Source organism: Microcoleus sp. S13C4 (assembly GCF_036700865.1).
Lineage (GTDB): Bacteria > Cyanobacteriota > Cyanobacteriia > Cyanobacteriales > Microcoleaceae > Microcoleus.
In genome coordinates, this window is the sequence record NZ_JAUBPS010000004.1 from 1 (window position 1) to 20,251 (window position 20,251).

Annotated in this window: 23 protein-coding genes; 16 read left to right on the forward strand and 7 right to left on the reverse strand. The window is 46.0% G+C overall.

Annotation, left to right across the window (positions count from 1 at the left end):
* Positions 1–103 precede the first annotated feature (103 nt).
* Together QT996_RS03120 and QT996_RS03125 are read left to right on the forward strand one after the other, a co-directional pair.
* Positions 104–1,270 carry a glycosyltransferase family 4 protein gene (locus QT996_RS03120; RefSeq protein ID WP_333044450.1) on the forward strand — a complete coding sequence of 389 codons (1,167 nt, stop codon included), beginning with the start codon at positions 104–106 and terminating at the stop codon, positions 1,268–1,270.
* Between the two features lie 106 nt (positions 1,271–1,376).
* Positions 1,377–1,757: a hypothetical protein gene (locus tag QT996_RS03125; RefSeq protein ID WP_333044452.1), complete on the forward strand. Its 381-nt coding sequence runs from the start codon at positions 1,377–1,379 to the stop codon at positions 1,755–1,757.
* 131 nt (positions 1,758–1,888) lie between these two features.
* Here the strand turns inward: QT996_RS03125 and QT996_RS03130 are convergent, their stop codons facing one another.
* Positions 1,889–2,137, reverse strand: a complete 249-nt coding sequence (locus QT996_RS03130; protein ID WP_333044453.1) for a chlororespiratory reduction protein 7 — start codon at positions 2,135–2,137, stop codon at positions 1,889–1,891.
* Between the two features lie 298 nt (positions 2,138–2,435).
* Here QT996_RS03130 and sir point away from each other — a divergent pair, with 298 nt between their 5' ends.
* From sir to QT996_RS03165, 7 genes are all read left to right on the forward strand, one after another.
* Positions 2,436–4,427 carry a sulfite reductase, ferredoxin dependent gene (gene sir / locus QT996_RS03135; RefSeq protein WP_333044454.1) on the forward strand — a complete coding sequence of 664 codons (1,992 nt, stop codon included), beginning with the start codon at positions 2,436–2,438 and terminating at the stop codon, positions 4,425–4,427.
* Between the two features lie 262 nt (positions 4,428–4,689).
* Positions 4,690–5,478, forward strand: a complete 789-nt coding sequence (locus QT996_RS03140; RefSeq protein WP_333044457.1) for a 16S rRNA (uracil(1498)-N(3))-methyltransferase — start codon at positions 4,690–4,692, stop codon at positions 5,476–5,478.
* Positions 5,479–5,558: 80 nt separating this feature from the next.
* Positions 5,559–5,789, forward strand: coding sequence for a hypothetical protein (locus tag QT996_RS03145; protein WP_333044459.1), 231 nt, complete (start codon positions 5,559–5,561; stop codon positions 5,787–5,789).
* Positions 5,779–6,126 carry a type II toxin-antitoxin system PemK/MazF family toxin gene (locus tag QT996_RS03150; RefSeq protein ID WP_333044461.1) on the forward strand — a complete coding sequence of 116 codons (348 nt, stop codon included), beginning with the start codon at positions 5,779–5,781 and terminating at the stop codon, positions 6,124–6,126. Before QT996_RS03145 ends, QT996_RS03150 begins: the two co-directional genes overlap by 11 nt.
* Before the next feature lie 106 nt (positions 6,127–6,232).
* Entirely contained in the window at positions 6,233–6,673 is a 441-nt protein-coding gene (locus QT996_RS03155) for a lysozyme inhibitor LprI family protein (RefSeq protein ID WP_333044463.1), read from the forward strand.
* 53 nt (positions 6,674–6,726) lie between these two features.
* Positions 6,727–7,479 (forward strand): PPC domain-containing protein, encoded by a 753-nt coding sequence (locus QT996_RS03160; RefSeq protein WP_333044465.1) that lies wholly within the window; start codon positions 6,727–6,729, stop codon positions 7,477–7,479.
* 201 nt (positions 7,480–7,680) lie between these two features.
* Complete coding sequence (locus tag QT996_RS03165) at positions 7,681–8,838, forward strand: tetratricopeptide repeat protein (protein WP_333044466.1); 1,158 nt, start codon at positions 7,681–7,683, stop codon at positions 8,836–8,838.
* Between the two features lie 104 nt (positions 8,839–8,942).
* Here the strand turns inward: QT996_RS03165 and QT996_RS03170 are convergent, their stop codons facing one another.
* A complete protein-coding gene (locus QT996_RS03170) occupies positions 8,943–9,404 on the reverse strand; it encodes a hypothetical protein (RefSeq protein ID WP_333044467.1) in 462 nt (153 codons plus the stop codon).
* A gap of 317 nt (positions 9,405–9,721) precedes the next feature.
* On the opposite strand from QT996_RS03170, the gene QT996_RS03175 reads away from it, so the two are divergent.
* From QT996_RS03175 to QT996_RS03190, 4 genes are all read left to right on the forward strand, one after another.
* Entirely contained in the window at positions 9,722–10,339 is a 618-nt protein-coding gene (locus QT996_RS03175) for a triacylglycerol lipase (RefSeq protein WP_333044469.1), read from the forward strand.
* A 2-nt stretch (positions 10,340–10,341) separates the two neighbouring features.
* Positions 10,342–10,953, forward strand: a complete 612-nt coding sequence (locus QT996_RS03180; protein WP_333044471.1) for an alpha/beta fold hydrolase — start codon at positions 10,342–10,344, stop codon at positions 10,951–10,953.
* 144 nt (positions 10,954–11,097) lie between these two features.
* Positions 11,098–11,370, forward strand: coding sequence for a hypothetical protein (locus QT996_RS03185; RefSeq protein WP_333044472.1), 273 nt, complete (start codon positions 11,098–11,100; stop codon positions 11,368–11,370).
* 2 nt (positions 11,371–11,372) lie between these two features.
* On the forward strand, positions 11,373–11,813 hold the full coding sequence (locus tag QT996_RS03190; RefSeq protein WP_333044473.1) for an HNH endonuclease: 441 nt from the start codon (positions 11,373–11,375) through the stop codon (positions 11,811–11,813).
* 45 nt (positions 11,814–11,858) lie between these two features.
* On the opposite strand, the gene QT996_RS03195 is transcribed toward QT996_RS03190, so the two are convergent.
* A complete protein-coding gene (locus tag QT996_RS03195) occupies positions 11,859–12,290 on the reverse strand; it encodes a VOC family protein (RefSeq protein ID WP_333044474.1) in 432 nt (143 codons plus the stop codon).
* Between the two features lie 11 nt (positions 12,291–12,301).
* Between QT996_RS03195 and QT996_RS03200 the strand changes: the two genes are divergently transcribed.
* Entirely contained in the window at positions 12,302–13,114 is an 813-nt protein-coding gene (locus QT996_RS03200; protein WP_333044476.1) for a TIGR00297 family protein, read from the forward strand.
* A 168-nt stretch (positions 13,115–13,282) separates the two neighbouring features.
* On the opposite strand, the gene hetR is transcribed toward QT996_RS03200, so the two are convergent.
* The 4 genes from hetR to QT996_RS03220 all read right to left on the reverse strand — a co-directional run bounded on the left by hetR (position 13,283) and on the right by QT996_RS03220 (position 17,690).
* A complete protein-coding gene (gene hetR, locus QT996_RS03205; protein WP_333044638.1) occupies positions 13,283–14,188 on the reverse strand; it encodes a heterocyst differentiation master regulator HetR in 906 nt (301 codons plus the stop codon).
* 738 nt (positions 14,189–14,926) lie between these two features.
* Positions 14,927–15,154: a hypothetical protein gene (locus QT996_RS03210; RefSeq protein ID WP_333044478.1), complete on the reverse strand. Its 228-nt coding sequence runs from the start codon at positions 15,152–15,154 to the stop codon at positions 14,927–14,929.
* A 406-nt stretch (positions 15,155–15,560) separates the two neighbouring features.
* The gene (gene patX, locus QT996_RS03215) at positions 15,561–15,791 is read right to left on the reverse strand and encodes a heterocyst-inhibiting protein PatX (protein WP_333044479.1); all 231 of its coding nucleotides are present in this window, start codon (positions 15,789–15,791) and stop codon (positions 15,561–15,563) included.
* 96 nt (positions 15,792–15,887) lie between these two features.
* Positions 15,888–17,690 carry an FAD-dependent oxidoreductase gene (locus QT996_RS03220; RefSeq protein WP_333044640.1) on the reverse strand — a complete coding sequence of 601 codons (1,803 nt, stop codon included), beginning with the start codon at positions 17,688–17,690 and terminating at the stop codon, positions 15,888–15,890.
* Between the two features lie 392 nt (positions 17,691–18,082).
* Here QT996_RS03220 and cysC point away from each other — a divergent pair, with 392 nt between their 5' ends.
* Together cysC and QT996_RS03230 are read left to right on the forward strand one after the other, a co-directional pair.
* Positions 18,083–18,607, forward strand: coding sequence for an adenylyl-sulfate kinase (gene cysC, locus QT996_RS03225; RefSeq protein WP_333044480.1), 525 nt, complete (start codon positions 18,083–18,085; stop codon positions 18,605–18,607).
* 37 nt (positions 18,608–18,644) lie between these two features.
* Entirely contained in the window at positions 18,645–20,243 is a 1,599-nt protein-coding gene (locus QT996_RS03230; RefSeq protein WP_333044481.1) for an SLBB domain-containing protein, read from the forward strand.
* The last annotated feature ends 8 nt before the right edge of the window (positions 20,244–20,251 follow it).

Genomic DNA, 20,251 nt, shown 5'->3' on the forward strand with positions numbered 1-20,251 from the left:
GGTTTTTAGCTGGCATTTTTGTAGAGATTGACTAAACTCATTTTTTATTATACCCTATTTAAAGGTACAACAGCTTATAATGCAATAATTGTCTGGGCTGTCAATGGGTAAATCACAGATGCGATCGACAAATCACCTATTCTGCTTCCTAGAAATATTTGCCAGCGAAGGCGGCATTCAATCCTACGTTAAAGACATTTTTAAAGCTTACCAGTCAATAATGGAAAAGACAAACTCGCCGCCGCAAGCTGAAGTTTTGCTGTTGCGAGATACCCCAGACTGCAACAATCCTTACGAATCAAAAAATCTGAAATTTTATTACCTCAAAACCGAGAATCTCTGGTTGGGTCGTCTTAAGTTTGCTACAGTATTACTAAATCACTTCCTGCAAAAACGACCGCAGCGGGTTTTTTGTGGTCACATCAAACTTGCACCGCTAATTCAAATTCTGTGCCAACCCTTGGGAATTCCCTACACTATTTTAACTTACGGCAAGGAAGTGTGGGAACCGCTTCCGCCCAAATATCAAACAGCAATGAGCAAAGCTGAGAGTATTTGGACTATTAGCAGGTACACGCGCGATCGCACTTGCGAAATTAACCAATTAAAACCCGAAAAATTCCAAATAGTGCCTTGTACTGTAAATGAAAATATATTTACCACTGGGCACAAGCCACAGGATTTATTAGAGCAGTACAATCTGGTTGGTGCTAAAATATTGATGACTGTAGCCAGATTGCGATCGACGGATATTTACAAAGGCGTCGATGTCACAATTCAAGCTTTGCCGCAAATAGCCAAAACTTTTCCGAATGTGAAATACTTAGTTATTGGACGCGGAGACGATCGATCTAGATTAGCCAAACTGGCTGATGATTTGGGAGTTACCGAAAGAGTAATATTTGCGGGTTTTGTAGCGACAGAAAATTTAGCAGCACATTACCAGTTAGCCGATGCTTATGTAATGCCCTCCCAGGAAGGGTTCGGTATAGTTTATTTGGAAGCGCTGGCTTGCGGAGTACCCGTGCTCGCGGGGGACGGGGACGGGTCAGCCGATCCGCTGCAAGATGGTAAACTGGGATGGCGAGTTCCCCACCGAGATTCAGCAGCAGTAGCGGTTGCTTGTGTGGAAATGCTGCGAGGAGAGGATAAAAGGTGCGATCGCCACTGGTTGAGAGAACAAACCCTGGCAAGATTTAGTTTTGAATCCCTTTGTCAATCCTTACAAGGAATTTTTCAACCCTCTGACTCAGATAAACTTATGCCGTAGAGAGCGGTTTCTGGGTGTACAATGGGAAAATTAACTCGATCGACCGCCTGAATTTCTGAGTAGGATAGAGTTATGCCTACCTGCAAAGACACCCAAGGAGACCACCGTGAACCAAGGCACCCCCAAAATATCTTTCAAGCTACCCCGTATTAGCAATTGGCTGATACTGCTTGGTATCGCGTGTTTGTTGGTGTCAATTGGTTTGGGTTGGATAGTTAAATCAGTGTTGATTGTAGTAGCTTTTTTGCTGCTGACACCTGTAGTCGCATTTTTCGCGCTTCAGTGGTGGCTGAAACGCAATTTAATTGAGGACAAGTGTCCAGTTTGCCAATACGAATTTACAGCTTTAAATCAAACTCAGTTTCAGTGTGCCAACTGCGGCGAACCTCTGCAAATAGAGGAAGGTCATTTTAGTCGCTTGACACCGCCCGGTACGATCGATGTTACCGCAGTTGAAGTATCATCGGTTCAACAGTTGGAAGATTAATTAGAAAGAATAGGGCATTGGGCATTAGTTGGTTGTTATTTGTTACTTGTTACCTGTTATTTTTTATTTGTTACTTGTCACTTCTTGGTTTTAATAACCAATGCCCAATGCGCGATGCCCTATTTCCAAAATTACTTTTCCAAGCGCACTGCATACCACTGCAAAAATTTTCCAGGCCCGACATCTAATTCACAATAAGTATTAATTAAATACTTGGCTTGAGCTTCCACGCCAGATATTTTATGCACGTCCTGCGGCAAATCTTCGTGTTCCTGGGCTAACACGGCTTTCAGCTTTTCTAACAGTTCCGCCGCAGTCAAAAACTGCTCTGACTGGTTTGTTTCTAAGACCACAAAGGTGTCTTCGTCATACAGTGACATAGTTTCAAAGGTTGAGGTTAATTATTTCTAAAGTTTCGTGCAGTTAAGCGAACCAAAGTATAAACTCTTAATTACAATTTTCCAGCCCCGGCTCGATCGTGTTACAATTAAGCACCATCAGAATTCCTACCGGATTACCGTTATTAACTTACTTGTTAACTTACTTGTTAACCGAGTTGTCAACATATCCGACACAGCATTTCTGAGTAAATTTGTCAAGTGCAAATTTGTCAAGTGTCAAATTGTCAAGAAATATTCGATCGGCTGTATCTAATTATAACTGGCACTATACATTCCCATGATCACATCTTCCACTTCAACCCCTGTTGCGCGCAAGCCCTCTAAATCAGAAGGTCTGAAAGAACGCAGCAACTATTTACGAGAACCCGTTGCGACTGAACTGTTACAAGAAACTACCCACTTCACCGAAGACGGGATTCAGATTCTCAAATTTCACGGCTCGTACCAGCAAGACAACCGCGACAATCGAGTTAAAGGACAAGAAAAAGACTATCAGTTCATGCTCCGGACCCGCAATCCCGGCGGGTTCACTCCGCCGCAATTATACTTAGCCTTAGACCAGCTATCTGAAGAATACGGCAACCACACGATCCGCGTCACAACGCGCCAAGGTTTCCAACTGCACGGCGTGTTGAAAAAAAATCTTAAAGCAGTGTTTTCCTCAATTATTAAAAATATGGGGTCAACCTTGGGAGCTTGCGGCGACTTGAACCGCAACATCATGGCACCGCCAGCACCGTACAAAAATCGCCCAGAATACAAGTATGCGCTGCAATACGCCAGCAATGTCGCCGATTTGCTAACGCCGCAAACCGGTGCTTATTACGAAATTTGGTTGGATGGCGAAAAAGCTGTTTCGGCCGAGGAAGACCCCGCAGTGAAGGCGGCGAGACAGAAAAACGGCAACGGCACAATCTTTAGCGACGACAAAGAAGAACCGATTTACGGCAGCCATTATATGCCGCGCAAGTTCAAGTGTTCCGTTACCGTGCCGGGAGACAATTCAATTGACTTGTACTCTCAGGATTTGAGCTTGGTGGTAATTACCAATGAAGCTGGCGAGTTGCAAGGTTTTGACGTGTTTGCTGGCGGCGGCTTGGGCCGTACTCACAATAAGGAAGAAACTTTTGCGCGGGTTGCTGATGAGATTTGCTATGTTGCCAAGGATGATGTTTACGATTTGGTCAAGGCAATTGTAGCAACGCAAAGAGATTACGGCGATCGCACAGACAGACGGCACGCGCGGCTGAAGTACCTGATTAACGACAAAGGTGTACAGTGGTTCCGCGAAAAAGTAGCCGAATATTTTGGCAAGCCGCTAGAAGGCTTTAAACCGCTGCCTGAGTGGAAGTATTTTGATTTCTTGGGCTGGCACGAACAAGGAGACGGCAAGCTGTTTGTCGGCATTTCTGTGGATAATGGCCGGATTAAGGATGAAGGGTCGTTTCAGCTAAAAACGGCTTTGCGGGAAATCGTGCAGAAGTACAACTTGCCGGTACTTGCGACGCCGCACCAAAACGTGCTGATTTACGATATTTCGCCGGATATCAAACAGGAAATTCAGGGAATACTCGATCGATGTGGCATTCAGCGGGAAACAGCGATCGACCCATTGGTGCGCTATGGAATGGCGTGTCCAGCAATGCCGACTTGCGGGTTAGCGATTACCGAATCTGAGCGCGTGATGCCGAGCATTTTAGAGCGGATTCGGGCGCTTTTAACCAAAGTGGGCTTGGCAGACGAGCATTTGGTGGTGCGGATGACTGGTTGCCCAAATGGATGCGCCCGCCCTTATATGGCAGAATTGGGGTTTGTCGGGAGTTCGCCGGAATCCTACCAGATTTGGCTGGGCGGTTCTCCCGACCAAACGCGGCTGGCAAAACCAATTGAGGAAAAGCTGCACGTCAAGGATTTTGAAGCTTTTCTGGAGCCGATTTTTGTTTATTTCAAGCAAAAACGGCAACTGAGCGAGAGTTTTGGCAATTTTTGCGAGCGCGTCGGGTTAGAATCTATCCGTCAATTTGTAACCAACTACCAATCTGCTGACTCGATGACAACTGAGATTAATGAATTAGAAGTTACGTCTAGTAACGACGATGCAAATGAGACTGGTCCTGCTAGCGGTGGCAAAGTCCGCCGTCGAATTAGCGTCCGCGATGAAATTTACAACGAGCTCAAGGAAGAAGCAGCCCGTCAGGGCAAGCCAATCACGCAGCTAGCTACAGAGGCGATTTCCACTTATTTAAAGAAGATTAAGGAGGAAGGATAAGCCGATTTTCGATTATCGATTTGTGATTTTCGATTGTATTCAATAGACTTCTGGCAAAAGTAATATAAAGGCAGAGCATTTGCAGAAAAAAACTTGAATTTGTAAAATAATTCCGGTTGTAGATGCTTTGCCTTTATTGTTTTTTTAACTGTTGAAACCCCGCCTGCCTATCTCCTCTCATTCTCTCTTGCTCTGCGTTCTCTGCGTTCTCTGCGGTTAAATAAAAAAAATCTCTAATAGAAAACGAACAATCCCAAATTCAATGCCTCAATTACAAAGATTAGCAGTTACTGCCGCTCAAATTTGCGATCGCAAAATCGACTTAACTAGGGAACAGCAGCATTATTTAAATCGAGTGCTACGTTTGCAAGGGGGCGATCGATTTATTGCAATGGACGGACGGGGACATTGGTGGTTAGCAGTCCTAGAAGTACGGGAAACCGGGTTAATTGCCTCCATAACCCAGGAGATTGCTATTAACAGGGAGCTACCAGTTGAAGTAACTTTGATGGCGGCTTTGCCCAAGGGAAACGGCTTTGACGAGGTTGTGAGACAGGCGACGGAGTTGGGTGTGGCAAGTATTGTGCCGGTGACGAGCGATCGAACTTTGCTCAAACCGAGCGATCAAAAAGTCGATCGGTGGAGGAGAATTGCTGCGGAGGCGGCAGAACAGTCGGAACGTCAAATTGTGCCGACGATTTCAGAGCCTGTTTCGTTTGATGTTGCTGTGAAAGATTGCGGTCAAAAATATCGATTTATCTGTGTTGCTCGCGGGGACAATCGCCATTTGTGGGATTGTTTAGTCGGTTTTGTTCCCCCCCAGTTTAGGGCGGCCACGGGGGCACCGCCCCTACAAAGGGGGGAGCAAGATGGGGGAGAATTATCGATTGTGATTGCTGTTGGACCGGAGGGTGGATGGACTGAGGGTGAGGTGAAAAGGGCGATCGAATTTGATTTTGAGCCTGTTTCTTTGGGGAGTAGAATTTTAAGAGCGGTGACAGCTCCGATTGTGGCTTTATCTTTAGTGGGCGCGGCATTTGAGAAGTGCTAATATCCACCAAGCTGATCTGAGACTTGATGGGTTTGGCGATCGCAGCTAAAATGTAAATAGATAATTATCACAGGAGTAATATGTTACAGTCAGTAGAGGGGATATACCGAAATGGCAAAATTGAGTTATTGGAAATGCCCGCTGACATAGAAGAAGCGCAAGTTATTGTTACTTTTATGCCAAAAGTAGCGTTAGTAAACTTGCAATCTCGCGGTATCAACCAGGAACAAGCAGCAGATCTACGGGTTCGGTTGAGTAGATTTGCTCCTGATTGGGAACTACCGGAGATGGATGCTTACGATGCCTTATAGTCGCGGTGATGTGGTTTTGGTTTTGTTCCCCAGCTCGGATTTGCGTACTGCGAAACGCCGTCCAGCTTTGATAGTTCAAGCTAATAATCTGGGGACTGGTTTAGGGCAAACAATTACGGCAATGATTACTAGCAACTTAGCCCGTTCAGGACACCCAAGCCGGGTTTTTGTTTCCCTAGCAACACCGTCCGGGCAGCAAACGGGATTGCTAGCTGACTCGGTAATTATGACAGACAATCTTGTGACGCTTCTAGAAGTTGAAATCGATCGCAAAATTGGTATTTTGTCGGATATGGTGCCAGTAGATGCAGCACTCAAGCACACTTTTGGAATCTGATAAAAAAAGGCGTTTTAATTCAGTGAATATAAAAAAATACTTAAATTAATCAAATCCACTCTGTCTCGTGTTAAGAGGAATTATCAGATAAATGGGTTGACGAGTCATGAAAATAGAGTTGAGGAAAGGTCGATCGCGCTTTTTGTCGATTCCCTACGGGATAGCTTCGCTTCACGCGCTTTTGGCAATTTTGGGTACAACATCAGTTTCTGCACAATCTCCGAGCTTTCCCATTGCTCAACAGATTAATTGCGATCGCCCGCAAGGAGATGCACAAGTCAGAACTTGTATTCGGTTGAGTTATGAGGCCTCGGATAAACGACTGAACGAGGTTTACAAAGAACTAACTTCCTCATTGAGCGACGAAGAGCGCTCACTTCTTACGGAAGCACAATTAGGATGGATTAAGTTAAGAGATAAAACCTGTGAATTTGAAGCTTATAAAAGTCGTGGCGGTACCGGTTATGGAGGTTTTTTTAATGAATGTTTGGAGCGCATGACGAAACAGCGCACTGCGGAATTAGAAAAGTATTTAAAATATAGATAAAATAGCAAGTACAGCGTACAATACCTGACAACAATAAATAGAAACAAGTATTTATGAAAAGCCGATCGCCCTTCACCCTCACCCTCACCCTCATCTCAGCAATTGTAACCACCACCGTACCAGCAGTTTTCGCCCAGCGACAGCCATCAGCCAACGAAATATACATCGATAAAAATTGTAACCGTAACCAGCAACTACCGCAACTTGAAAGATTCACTATCTTTAGCCGCAACGAATTTACAACTAACAGTCAAAACTACTGGTTCTACGCCACCCGCTATCTAGACGGAGCCGTGCTTTTCTGTACCTCAAAACCCAACTTCAACCAACCTAAACCTCTAACAGCAAAACAAATACAATCCCAATTTATTGACAAAATACTCCGAGACCCCAACAACAAAACAGCCTTTATCATCGCTGTCAGAGAAGGAAATGGCCCCGAAGCACCCGTGACCAATTACGGCTTAGAATTGAGCAATGTCGATCGCCCAAAACTCACCTCCCTTTCCATCCTACAGCAGCGGGGAACCCTCAAAGACGGCGACCCCAGCGAACACACATTTCCAGGACGGGCAGGTCAATCTATTACGATCGACCTCAAAAGCAGAGCATTCGACCACAACATAACACTGTTAGACATCAACGGCAAAAATATTGCCCAAAAAACAGGCAACTCCCAGAATCGCCGAGAATCTCAACTCACCGTAAAATTGCCTAGTAACGGCACTTATAAAATAGTTGTAAAAGGAGGCGATCGCACAAGCAAAGGTACTTACACATTAAGCGTTAATTCCAATCAACTTTAACTTATATTTTTTTTACATCCACTCAACATCCATCTATACACATCCGCGTTCATCCGCGTTCATCTGCGGTTAAAAATCCCAATCTTAATTTTTCCCAACAGCCCAAAATTCCCAACTAACACAACAGCCAAAATTGTTAACCACTGGTGGAACCAAGCAAACATCAGCCAAGATAGAAACAACGCCATTCCCGCAACCGCCATGACAGACATCAACCAAATAGCCGCCGCCCTAGAGGGTAAAGACTACAAACAAGCCGCCCAACTCATCAAACAACTGCAAAAAGAATCGCCCGAAAATCCGTGGGTGCAATACTATATCGCCCGCTACTACGAACTAACCAACAACCTCGAAAAAGCCCAAACCAGCTACAAACAAATACTCCGCGACATCACCAACCCCAAAATCGTCTCCCAGACCCGGCAAGCTATTCAACGGATTGAAATCGCCCAACAAAACGTCCGCCAACAAGCCATAGAAACCGCCAAAAACGACCCCAGCAACCTGGAACCCGGACTCCTCATCCTGGAACCAGTGAGTCCCGAAAACAAACCCGCCGCCATTCAAAATATCAGCAGAATCTTTAAAATCGACGCCTACACAACCCGGATGCAAATCCAAAGCCGCGGCTGGAGACTTTACAAAACTGGCCCCATCGCCGAACTCCGAATTTATGGTCAAGAACTCCTCAACGCTGGCATTCCCGTATTTTGGGCAACCCTAAGCGATATTCAAAAAATCCAAATCTTCCGAGTGCAACACTTCCAGTCTCTCTCTTCACCAGCCGTTGTTTGCAAAGATCAACTCGATCGACTCGGTGCGATCGACTTTAACTGGTCAGAAGTTACCCAAAGAGTAGAAGGCTTGTTGCCGATGTTCATCGAAGTCATGGACTACTCCCCCAACCGAAGAAAGGAGCAATTTCGCCACAGAGAAATTAGGCAAGATTACGCTCAAATCTGTGACTTACACATTCCCAGCAGAAACTGCATTCTGCGAATTTGCGACCAAAGTTACGAATTTCAACAAGGAGTTGACTTCACCAAAGCTTCTGCGGTTCTGCCCACTTCACCGAACCCGAAAAACAAAACATCCAGAGTCAAAAACTCTCAACAGATTCCTCAAAGTACCACCAGAATTAACTGGAATCACTTACTGGAAATATTCGATCGCCAGCTTGACGTTACACTTTGGTCAGAATTTACGCCCTTTGCCGAGACAGTGCTCGATTACACTAATATGTTGAGCAAGATCGAATCTCATATAGAAGTCGAGCGCAAATCCGAAACTCCTTGGGACTCAGCTTTTCAGCTATACAGCGGATTGGCCTTCCTCAGAAACCAAGAAAATAGGGAATAGAACAAAGAGTTAAAATTAAAAATCAGGAATCCCATTTTTAATTTTTTAACGCCAGCATTAGGAATTATCCAGTGCCCAATTCCCTATTATCAATTCCCAATTTCCTACTTCGTTTTCACCTGACGAGCCATTTCCCGGAAATTGTTCATGCTGGGGCCAGGGGTTCGACGACTTCCATTTGGTGTCGGCATTAAATTATTAGGAGCAAAAGTCCGATTCGGTTCAGCTTGACTCGGCACTTTCCCGTTAGTTGCTGCCGCTGCAGGTACCTTCGCGGGTTCCGAAGTCTTAGCAGGAACGCTAGCGACTGGTTCTTTATCTTTGGTAGACTTTTTCTCTACCTTAGCCTTCTTAGCAGGTTCAGACTTCTCAGACTTCTCAGACTTAACAGGCTCAACTTTTGCCGATGCGATCGCAACAGGCTCAGCCTTCGCAGGCGCAACTTTTGCTGGTTCCTTAGCTCCAGATTCGCCCAAATCTAGGAAATATTCCGACTTTTTCAAGCCCAACAGTCTGCCAAAAAAGCCGAAAATACCGCCGAAGAAATTTTTGATAAAACCAAACATTAGACTTACTCCTTTTGTTCTTTTAGAGAAATTTGTACAAGCTTATCAACAAAGTTAGATTACGAGCTATGGCAACCTTTGTCTACATTTATTCATCAAAATTTACATTTGGCTATATCTAAGCTACCTCATCAAAGCAAATTTTAGGTATAAATACTCGCACTGCTTTGCACTTATTTACAAGTATCTCAGAATTTGTTAGCGATTCCCACTAATTGCCGATCGTACCTCGATCCGATTCCCTAGCTGTCCTACTAGGGGTAAAACTCCCGAGGGGAGTGATTTATGCTGTAATCAGCAAGCAATTTTCTTTTCAAATGAACAGTTCGCTCGATCGCAATCCCGTCATCCTCATACACGGCATCTGGGACACAAAGATTATTTTCAACACCATGTCCGCCCGCCTCACCCAACTTGGATGGTCAGTCCACAGCCTCAACCTCACCCCCAACGACGGCAGCCTCGGGCTCGACTTACTGGCCAAGCAACTCGCAGACTACATCTCTGAAACCTTCGATCCAGAACAATCTTTAGACATAGTAGGCTACAGCATGGGCGGCATCGTCAGCCGCTACTACGTCCAGCGACTCGGAGGAATCAACCGCGTACAGCGTTTCATCACCCTCTCTTCGCCCCACCACGGCACCCTCACCGCCTATTCCCTACGCCTACCAGGATACCTGGATATGCGCCCCGATAGTCGCTTGCTGCGCGATTTGAATCAAGATGTGACAATGCTCAAACGCATAAACTTTACATCAATGTGGACGCCATTTGACATAATGATTGTACCCGCGAACAGTTCCCAAATGCCAGTAGGTAAAGAAGTTAAAGTCAACGTTTTGCTGCACCGCCAAATGGTGACAGAACCCCTAAGTATTAACGCATTAGTTGAAGAACTCAAAGCACCTATTGAAAATAAAATTCCCACTTAAAAATGAATAGCAATTTCAGCCACAACCCAGTCTTGCTAATTCACGGAATCTTCAGAAAATCGGGAATTTTTCACAAAATGTCTGCCTACCTCACCCAACTGGGATGGTCAGTCTACACCCTCAATCTCTCGCCCCATTGGGGCAACGCCAGCATAGACGAATTAGCCCAACAAATAGCAGATTATATAGACAAAACCTTTGCACCCGAACAGTATATAGATATAGTAGGATTGAGCATGGGCGGTTTAGCAACTCGCTACTACCTGCAAAGGTTAGGCGGCCTTAACCGAGTGCAGCGCTTTATTGCCATATCTTCTCCTCACAGCGGTACTTGGATGGCTTACACTCTTGGGGGAAAAGGCTGCATCCAAATGCGTCCTGGGAGTGCTTTTCTGGAAGATTTAAATCGAGATGCTGCCTTGTTGGAAAAGCTCAATTTTACTTCGATTTGGACAGATTGGGATTTCATCATCGTACCGGCTTCTAGTTCCCAAATATCGGCTGCCAAAGATGTAAAATTGTCTGTTTTCGCCCATGCCATGATGGCGAGGCATTCCAGCAGTTTAAAAGCGGTCGCTGAAGCACTTTCAGAACCATTAAAGATTGATAAATAGCTGGCTGTAAAGTAAAACGCTCTGCTTTTAAAACCCCGAATCTTTTAAAAAGTAGGGATTCTGGATTCGGTCTTTTTGAGTCTACCTAGACGGATTTAAAATTTATTGATATAATCTTGATTGAAACCCATAAAAATAACAATTATGATCGTCCTGCCAAAACTGGAAAAGCTGCGAGATACTCTGCCTATAGAAGGAGCAGTTCGCATTGAATTAGTGGAAGGAATACCGATTTTCCGAGCCTCTACAACAGTCAAAAATCGCATAGAAGAACTGTTGGAAAAACAACAAAATTTGCAACTCAATCCCGAAGAAGACCAAGAACTGAATCTTTACGAAGAGATCGACGATTATCTCAGTTTTGTCAATCGGACTGTCCGCAATCTTTTCTTGGGCCAGATTCAGCCTACAGTATAGAAATGTCAGCTCGCCGTCAAATTCCTGAGAATATCCAAAATCAAGTTCGTCAGAGAGCAAACTGTCTGTGTGAATATTGCCATGCTTCCGAACAATGGCAGTATGTAGAGTTTACGATCGAGCACATCATTCCTCTCACTAAAAAAGGGAGTAACAATATTGACAATTTGGCACTAGCGTGCTTTCATTGCAACCGTCAAAAATCCGATAAAACTACAGCAATAGATACCCAGTCGAGTGTAGAAGTACCATTGTTTAATCCCAGACAAGATACCTGGAACGAACATTTTATTTGGTCGGCGGATGGATTATCAATAGTTGGTTTAACTACAATTGGACGAGCTACAGTTACAGCATTAGTCTTAAATCGAGAAAGAGTTATTAATATTCGTACTGCTGACAAAGCTATAGGGCGACATCCACCAGCAGGTGATTTGATTTAATCCGAAAGTTGATATGCTGCAACTGGTGGTTATTTCGCGCAGCAATCAAACAGCATCGCCAACTTCAGCGTATTCGCTGCGACCAAAAATTGCTTCAGCTTCACAATAATACTTGAACTCAAGTATATTGTGGAAAGGGTCTTCTAAGAAGAAAGTACGGTGTTCTGTAGGCAAACCGACAAATCGCCGTCTCGGTTCTTGATAGAAATTTAAGTTGTTTTGCTGGGCTTTTTCTAACAACCCTTCCCAGTCAGCTTCGGAAGTAAAAATTAACCCAAAATGCCGGGGATAGATGCCTCGCTGAGGCGTCAAAGGTTCGCGGCTGACGTGGGCGACAATTTGATGGCCGCACAAACCCATAATCGCAGAATTGGGCGATTCGCGACCTAGTTCGCAGCCGAGCCCGTCTACATAGAACGCTTTGGTTTGGGCAATATCGGTCACGGGGAAGGCAAGATGAAATAAGACTTGGTTCATGGAGGTACTCAATGCAGAATTCAGAATTGTTCTTTAATTATTTATCTTGGTCTAATCCTTGGTTGGTGGCGATCGCCCTAAATACAGTTTTACTCGCGATCGCCACCATTGCTCCTAAAAAATTGCTCACTCCCGCTGGCCAATTTCACGGCTGGGTATTGGGCGTGCTCATTTGGGGCTGTTTGGGATGGCAAGGCTATGCTGTGGTGATGTTTTACTTTCTTGTCGGATCGGGAGTTACCCGCATCGGCAAAGCCCAAAAAGAAGCAGAAGGCATAGCCGAAAAGCGTTCAGGCGCCCGAGGCCCAGAAAATGTCTGGGGTTCGGCTTTAACCGCGACTCTTTGCGCTTTGGGAGTTTTGGCATTATCTATTTTAGGAGAGACAGGCAAGATTTCTGTGCCACAAAATGCTATTTCCCTCTTATTGCTGGGTTACGCGGCGAGTTTTTGCACCAAACTTTCCGATACCAGCGCCAGCGAAATCGGCAAAGCTTACGGGAAGCGGACTTTTTTGATTACCAGCTTGCAGCCTGTACCTAGAGGTACCGAAGGGGCCGTAAGTTTGGAAGGAACGATCGCAGGTATTGTCGGCTCAATTCTGATCGCGCTTGTGAGTTGGGCCGTCGGTTTAATTGACTTGACAGGAATTATTTTTTGTGTTGTTGCAGCTTTTATTGCCACGAACATTGAGAGCGTGATTGGGGCGACGGTGCAATCAAAGTTTGAGTGGCTGACGAACGAGGTAGTAAATTTTTTCAATACACTCATAGGAGCGATCGCAGCGATTATTTTAGCGGCGACCTGGAGAGCTTTTTTAGCTTAGTTAATCCTGGACGCATTCGCAACCCAAGAAACCGGGTTTGTTACGAGAATTCAAGGCCTTAACGCAGTATTTTTCCAGAGAAACCCGGTTTCTGCCTCGCGAGCTATTAATCATTAGTCATTAGTCTCAAGCAATCAACTAATGACTAATGATTAATAGTTAATCAAACTAAGCGTCGTCTTGCGGCCCAAAAACCATTTGTACAATCATCGTCGGTTCGCCCCGCTTGTGATAGCGATCGGCCCAATTGCGAATAATTTCATCTAATTCCTCAAGGGCTTGGTCGAGCCGTTCCGGCGGAATATCCAAAGTTTCCATAATTCGCATCACCTTCGGTTGTTTGTCCGCCCAATCCTTCATCAGCCGGAAATATCTAGCCGTATCCTCCACCATAGTAAATGTCCGCTCTTCCTGCTCTGCGGGAGAGTAAGTAGCGCGAGTGAGGGCATAAAACGGCATTCCCCAAGGAGAATCAATACGAGTAACTGTCCCAGAATAGATCAAGCGCCGCTTAATGTGTTCTGCTAGAGCTTCGCTCAAAGGCATTCGCCTTTCTGGAGACATATCTTCTTGCGATCGCCTGTGCAGAAACTCGATCAACTCCATAAACTGAAAAGAATTGATCAGTTGAGCATCAGGCGGATTCGGAGGAATCTTGCCTTCGAGATATTTTTTTTCATCTACAGTCAAATTGTTTCCCGGAATGCGAGGGCGTCCCGGCATCCAACCATACTGTTCCAGCCAGACATAAGGAAACTGAATCAAATACCTAGGTTCTTGGGAACCCAACATTTTCAGCAATTTTCCCTGAGTCAGAGCTTCCCGGACTTCCTCAACAATCACCTTCACCCGTTTAGGCTCAATGTGATGCAAGTGCCCGGTCATCCGCAGGTTGTTGTCCTGCTCCATATAAGTCATATAAATGGCACACTTAGCCGCCGTTGCGGCCGCGTCTAGAAACGCCCCGTGCCTGTGCCCACTGGTTCTCATGGCGCTAAACGCCAGATATAGCATGATCTGATCCATTGCACTAGGGCTGAGGCTTTTGACCAGATCCAAAGAGTCATTTTTCATCACTATCCCCGAAATAGCCAAATTAGGAGGCATTTTGTCATCCTCCATTAAATTATTGCGAGAGCGCCGAATCAAGCATAGCCGACTGTCGCCGGAAAGCTTGCCAGCTACCCTAATATTCAGGTTAGTTAATTTCCCTGAGGTAACAGGGGCAGGGGCTTAAAGGCTATCTACACCGCATAAGTGGTTCTTATTGGTGGCCAATTTAAGTAGATTGCTGCACCCTCTGCGCTGACAGTTTACCTATATATGAGTTAGTTATCGCAAGTTAATTATAGTGCAGCCGTTGAAAATTCAACCCTACCTGCAGCGGGGAGAACGTAAATAACTGTTGCGATCGCAGGAATTTGAGGCGGCCCCGAGCGCAACAGTTCTTAAATACTCCTGGACGGCGACACCAGGTTCGATCGACGAAAATACGGGGTTGATGCCCTGGGATATCGGTTGAAAAACCCGACCATCGGAGTCCTGCGGGTAATTCCTATTTCATTGAAACATTTCAATACAAAACCGCCACACAGGAGAGTCTATCTTTAGGTAGATGGCAGATCCAAGTTGATATGCACTCATAGTAAGACCAAAAAAATCTCGTCGTAATAACTGTCAACAAAAAGTGCAGTTGCCTGACGAACCCGAAAAATTAGAGTCCCAGAAAATTAGTTTGCTCGATCGACACGGGTGGCGTCGAAACCAGCCTCGAAATAAGTCAGTTGCGGAACTAGGTTTCTGGCAATGCGATTAAAATTGTTGTAGTGACTGAATGTCAGTGCGGGACTCCATAAAATCACGCCGGTGCTGACCTCTGCTGGGAGGGCGCTCTCCTCTTTGTTGAGTTTGCGCTGACAACATATATTGAGCGGTGGCAGTTTCTAGCTGTTCGACTGGGGATTCAACGGATAGAGCGGCGGTAGCACTCAAGCTAAGGCCCAACAGGCTCAATAAAGCAATTGCTGTGTAGTTTTTCATGGGTAGTATCCGTGTCAGTGTCTATTTAGAGATACCGACTTTTCCCTTGCTCATCAGGATTGATTTCCCAGAAATTGCCAGACTATTCAAAAAACATGATGCGAGAATTATTTAACTTTTCAAATTGTGTCACCCACAGTAAATTTTAGTCGTTTAACTTGACTGGGTGAAATGTATCTACAGCCTTGAACATACAAAACCGCCAAATATCGAAAGAGTAAATCTCTTGATAGATGGCGGTTGAAGCTTGAGATGATCATTTTTTACACAGAATAAGTATTCTAATGACTGTCAACAAGAAGTGCAGTTGCCAGACGAACCTGACTTTCCTAGAATCCCAGAAAATCCGATCGACACTGGTGGCCGAGACCGACTCATTGGTGGAACTCCCTTTCGTCCCATGCCATTAAAATGCTGGTATGTGAGGGGTGTAAAGATGAGGCTGACTGAACTGTCTGCGTCCGCTGCCTCTTTCAGGAGAACGATCGCCTTTTTCTTGTTGAGTTGGCGCCAAGACAATATAATCAGCGGTGGCAATTGCCAGCAGTTCGACTAGGCATTCAAAAGCACTCTGGGCGCTGGCACTCAAGGTAATGCCCAACAGGCTTAGTAAAGCAATTGCAGTGTAGGTGTGCATGGGTAGTATCTGTGTCAGTGTCTATTACCTGATACAGACTTGCCCCGATCAATCAGGATAGATATCTGTGCAATTTTCGGATCTCTGCAAAAAACCTTACGTCTTCAATTCTACTGATCCCGCCAGCAGCCAAGCACCGGCAAAATTCAGCTTGCCCCATACTGTCAAAGGCTTTTCCGTTTCGCAACTGTGTAAAAATCTGTCGGTTTCGGAGTGCAAAGTCACGAGTTGCCAAGTTTGACCGGCTAGAGATTCGGGGCTTGTCAGCGTTAGTGTCCAGTCTTGTTCGCCGAGGCGACGGAAAATGCCAGAAAATTGGCTGTGGGTATTTGCTGTTTGACTGCTTTGTTTTTTTACTGACAAAGGAGATTCGCCGCTGGCGGGATATGCTTCAGGTCGATCGAGATAATAGCGTTGCCAATCGAGCCAGTCCCATCGCCCCCGTGTCAAATTAAATAAAGGAATAACTGCCGCACTCGCCTCCGAATCTTGCAGCAAAGCTTCCTGCAAAACTCTCACCGCCAACTCCCGCGGCTGACATCCCGATTCCGCGCACAAAGCCGCCGCCATCCCCGCCGCCTGTCCAATATTCATTACCGTCGGTTGCAAGCGAGTTGCACCGTTGGCGATGTGAGAGACGGAAATATTTTTTTCGCAGACTAGCAAACCGTCTGTACTCTCAGGAATTAGCGCGCTGTAAGGAATGGTAAACGGAGTTCCCGTCCAGCGGCCGCCCCAGCGGATCGATTTTGGCTGCAGAGGAATATCGCCGATGGTGTAGTGGTGGTCGTTGGCATAGTTGCCGATCGCAATTGTTTCACAAATGCCCTCAGAATTTATCGGCAACTTCGCGACTCTTCCGCCGACAATAGGCAAAATATCTTGTTCTCGGATTGTTTGTACTCCTCGCAAGCGCCGACTTTCTCGGTAGTAAGGATGTAAGGCAAAGGAAGAAAGAAGGGAAGAATTTTGTTGATTGTCGATCGTTGAAATGGGGAAAATATTCTGTGCTAAGCCGTAGCGGCGGCCGAATTGCGTTTGAATGAAGCGGGCAAAACTTTGAGTATGCCAGAGGCTTTCTTGCAGGAATTCTTGTCGAGATGTTTCAGATTTAATGAGTCGATCGACTCCTTCACCATAATCATTACCTCGAATCGGCCAATTAATCATCAACAATCCACCCGGAAGCCTGCCGTAATTAAGAAATTGCTCAGGAGTGTAACCGTCCCAAGCACCAGTAAATCGATCGGGATTGTCAACAGGCGGCGCGGGAATTTCTGGCCGGGCCGCACCTTTACCAAAATCCTGCATGATTGCCACCCAAGTCGGAGCTTGCACCGAATAGCTCTCTGTGAGAGCATTAGAGGCAGTCGGCGCGCTGGGTTCTCCCCACTCGGCTTGGAATTCCCAACCCCAGCGGTGCCCAACTTCCGCTAAAGCCAGCAAATCTCCCAATTCCGTTGCATCCAAAGTGATTTTGGCCCAAATCGTAAAATCTGCAAACTGAACGCCAGAAATGCGGTCGCCTTCACTTAGCACAGCTTGAGCTGTTTGTCCAGAAATCCACTGTAAGTTCGGCAAACATTTAACCCAATCAGCGAAAATTTCAGCACCGGTGCGGGGATCGTAAGTAAAAAAACTTACCCAGCCCCAATCCAAACCTCCCGGCTGTCGCTGCTGGAGATCCCGGAGAAACGCGCCCCACAAACCGGTTTGAAAAGCTGCTAATTCATTGCCATCGGGGGCCGAAACGCCAGCGGCAGTCAGCATTCCTCCCAGCCAGGGGAATTCGCTTACTAAAATAGTTTTGGCACCTCGGCGGGCTGCTTGCACGGCTGCCGCGGTGCCGCCGGTGCCACCACCGACTACCAAAACATCTGCTTTCAAAACGGAAGACATGGGCAATACCATTTTAGATGGCGAAAGGCTCAGTAAGGCGATCGGTGCGGTTAACCCTGGGGATAGATGTTCGGCGTTTGTCGTTTTGTCATAATGTAGGTCAACCTGTTCTGTTTCGCGCACCATACTGAGAGATGTTCGGTCTTTGCGATCGCAAATTGAATTTTACTGTGTAAAGAGTTGACAAATAATAAATCGGGAATTATGTATGCAGCGAGCGCACAATTTTATTACTAAATGACCGCAGGAGCGATCGCAAATTTTGATTTATCATTTTTTGCGCGCAAATATTGCCCATATGACACCGCGAATAACGATAATATAAAAAAGGGAACTGCATCTATAAAGTTTTACGTCTTAATGATTTGCCAGTTACTAATTAACGGATGAAAATGGAAAAAGGTTTTATTTTGTGGTTCACCGGGCTGAGCGGTTCCGGCAAGACAACTATCACCAAAGCTCTCGAACCCGAATTGAAGGCCAGAGGTTGCAAAGTTGAAATATTGGATGGAGATGTCGTTCGCACCAACTTGTCAAAAGGTTTGGGATTTAGCCAAGAAGACCGAGATACTAATATTCGGCGGATTGGATTTGTAGCTCACCTGCTGAGCCGCAATGGAGTAGCCGTAATGACCGCAGCTATTAGCCCCTACAGAGCAATTCGCGACGAAATTAGAGCAATGGATCCCAATTTTGTTGAAGTATATATCACAGCGCCGTTAGAAGTGTGCGAAGGTCGCGATGTCAAGGGGCTATACGCTAAGGCCAGAGCCGGAGAAATTAAGGGTTTTACCGGAATTGACGATCCTTATGAAGAACCGCTCAATCCTGAGATTATTTGTTACACAGAGCGCGAAAGTGTGGAAGAGAGTGTTAAGAAAGTTCTGAGCAAGTTAGAAGAGTTGGGTTACATTTGATGGTGGCGGGATAGGAAGCGGATAGGGGCAAAAGGCGATGGCGAGCAAAAACTATTCAAAATTCAATACTGTCAAAGGTTTCACGGTCAAATTTTTAACAGTGTCAGCGCTGGCGACGGCTTCATCTCCGGCGATGGCCCAGTTTTTGCCTCCTCCTCCTGCTTTGTCTCCTCCTCCTCCTCCTCCTGGTTCTGCTGTTCCCGTACCAGTGCCTCCTGTTCAGGGATTTCCGGCGGTTCCGGCAAGTGCACCTTCAAGTGTACGATCGGAAGTTTACACTTTGGGCGCGGGCGATCGTATTCAAATGGACATCTTCAACGTCCCGGAATACAGCGGCCCCAACGGTCAACACCAAGTACAGGCCGACGGTTCCCTGAGTTTGCCGTTAATTGGCAGCATTTCGGTGTACGGGATGACCCTAGAACAAGCTTCTAATGCTGTTAAAGACAAATACGGCAAATACCTTAAACGTCCTTGGATTACCCTGAAACTGCTGGCGCCACGTCCTTTGCAAATTGCGATCGCGGGCGAAATTAACCGCCCCGGAGCCTATACAATATCCTCAGCAGCAGGCCCCGGAGGCACAGCAGAGCAAATGGGAACTCAAATGCCAACGATATCGCGGGCTCTGCGAATGGCCGGCGGAATTACGCAGTCAGCAGACGTGCGCCAAATCAAAATCCGCCGCCCCCAGCGCAACGCACCGGAAGAAATTATTAGTGTGGATTTGTGGGAATTATTGCAAAACGGCGATTTGCGGGCCGATATGACTTTGCGCGACGGCGATACTATATTTATTCCCACTGTAACTAGCCTCAACCGCCAAGAAGCACCTACTTTAGCAGTAGCTAACATTACCGGACAAAGCACTCAACCAATTAATATTGCTGTGGTGGGCGAAGTAACTCGCCCCGGTACTTATACTTTGGCGAAAGAGGCTCAAAGTAGGGTACAAGAGAATGAAATGGGTGCAAATTCTGGTTTGTTTGCTGCCAGCGAAACCAACGGCGGGGAAACTGTTTTGCAGCAAACTGTAACGAGGGCAATTAAAATGGCCGGCGGTATTACGCCGGTAGCTGATATCAGACAAATACAAGTTCGCCGCCTGACGCGGGCGGGTACGGAACAAATTATTAATGTGAATTTGTGGCAACTTTTGGAAGGGGGAGATGTATCCCAAGATTTAGCCCTGCAACAGGGAGATACGGTAATCGTTCCCAAAGCCGAAAATCTCGATGCAGCCCAAGACGAACAAGTGGCTAATTCTAATTTTTCACCTGATACGATTAAGGTGAACATTGTGGGAGAAGTCGTGAAACCGGGAGCGATTGCGGTGGTTCCCAACACTACTTTAAATCAAGCGCTGGTAGCAGCGGGAGGTTTTAATAAAGCGCGCGCTCAAATGGATTCGGTGGATTTAATTCGCCTCAATCCTAACGGCACAGTTTCCCAGCTAACTGTTAAGGTTAATTTTTCTGCAACAGCCAATGAAGAAACTAATCCCAAACTGCAAAATAATGATGTAATTATGGTAAGGCGATCGGGTCGCGCTACGTTCTCGGATAATGTAGGCGGGACTCTCGCTCCTCTGAGTCCGCTGTTAGGAATATTTCGATTATTCGATATTTTTCGGTAATTTGAATA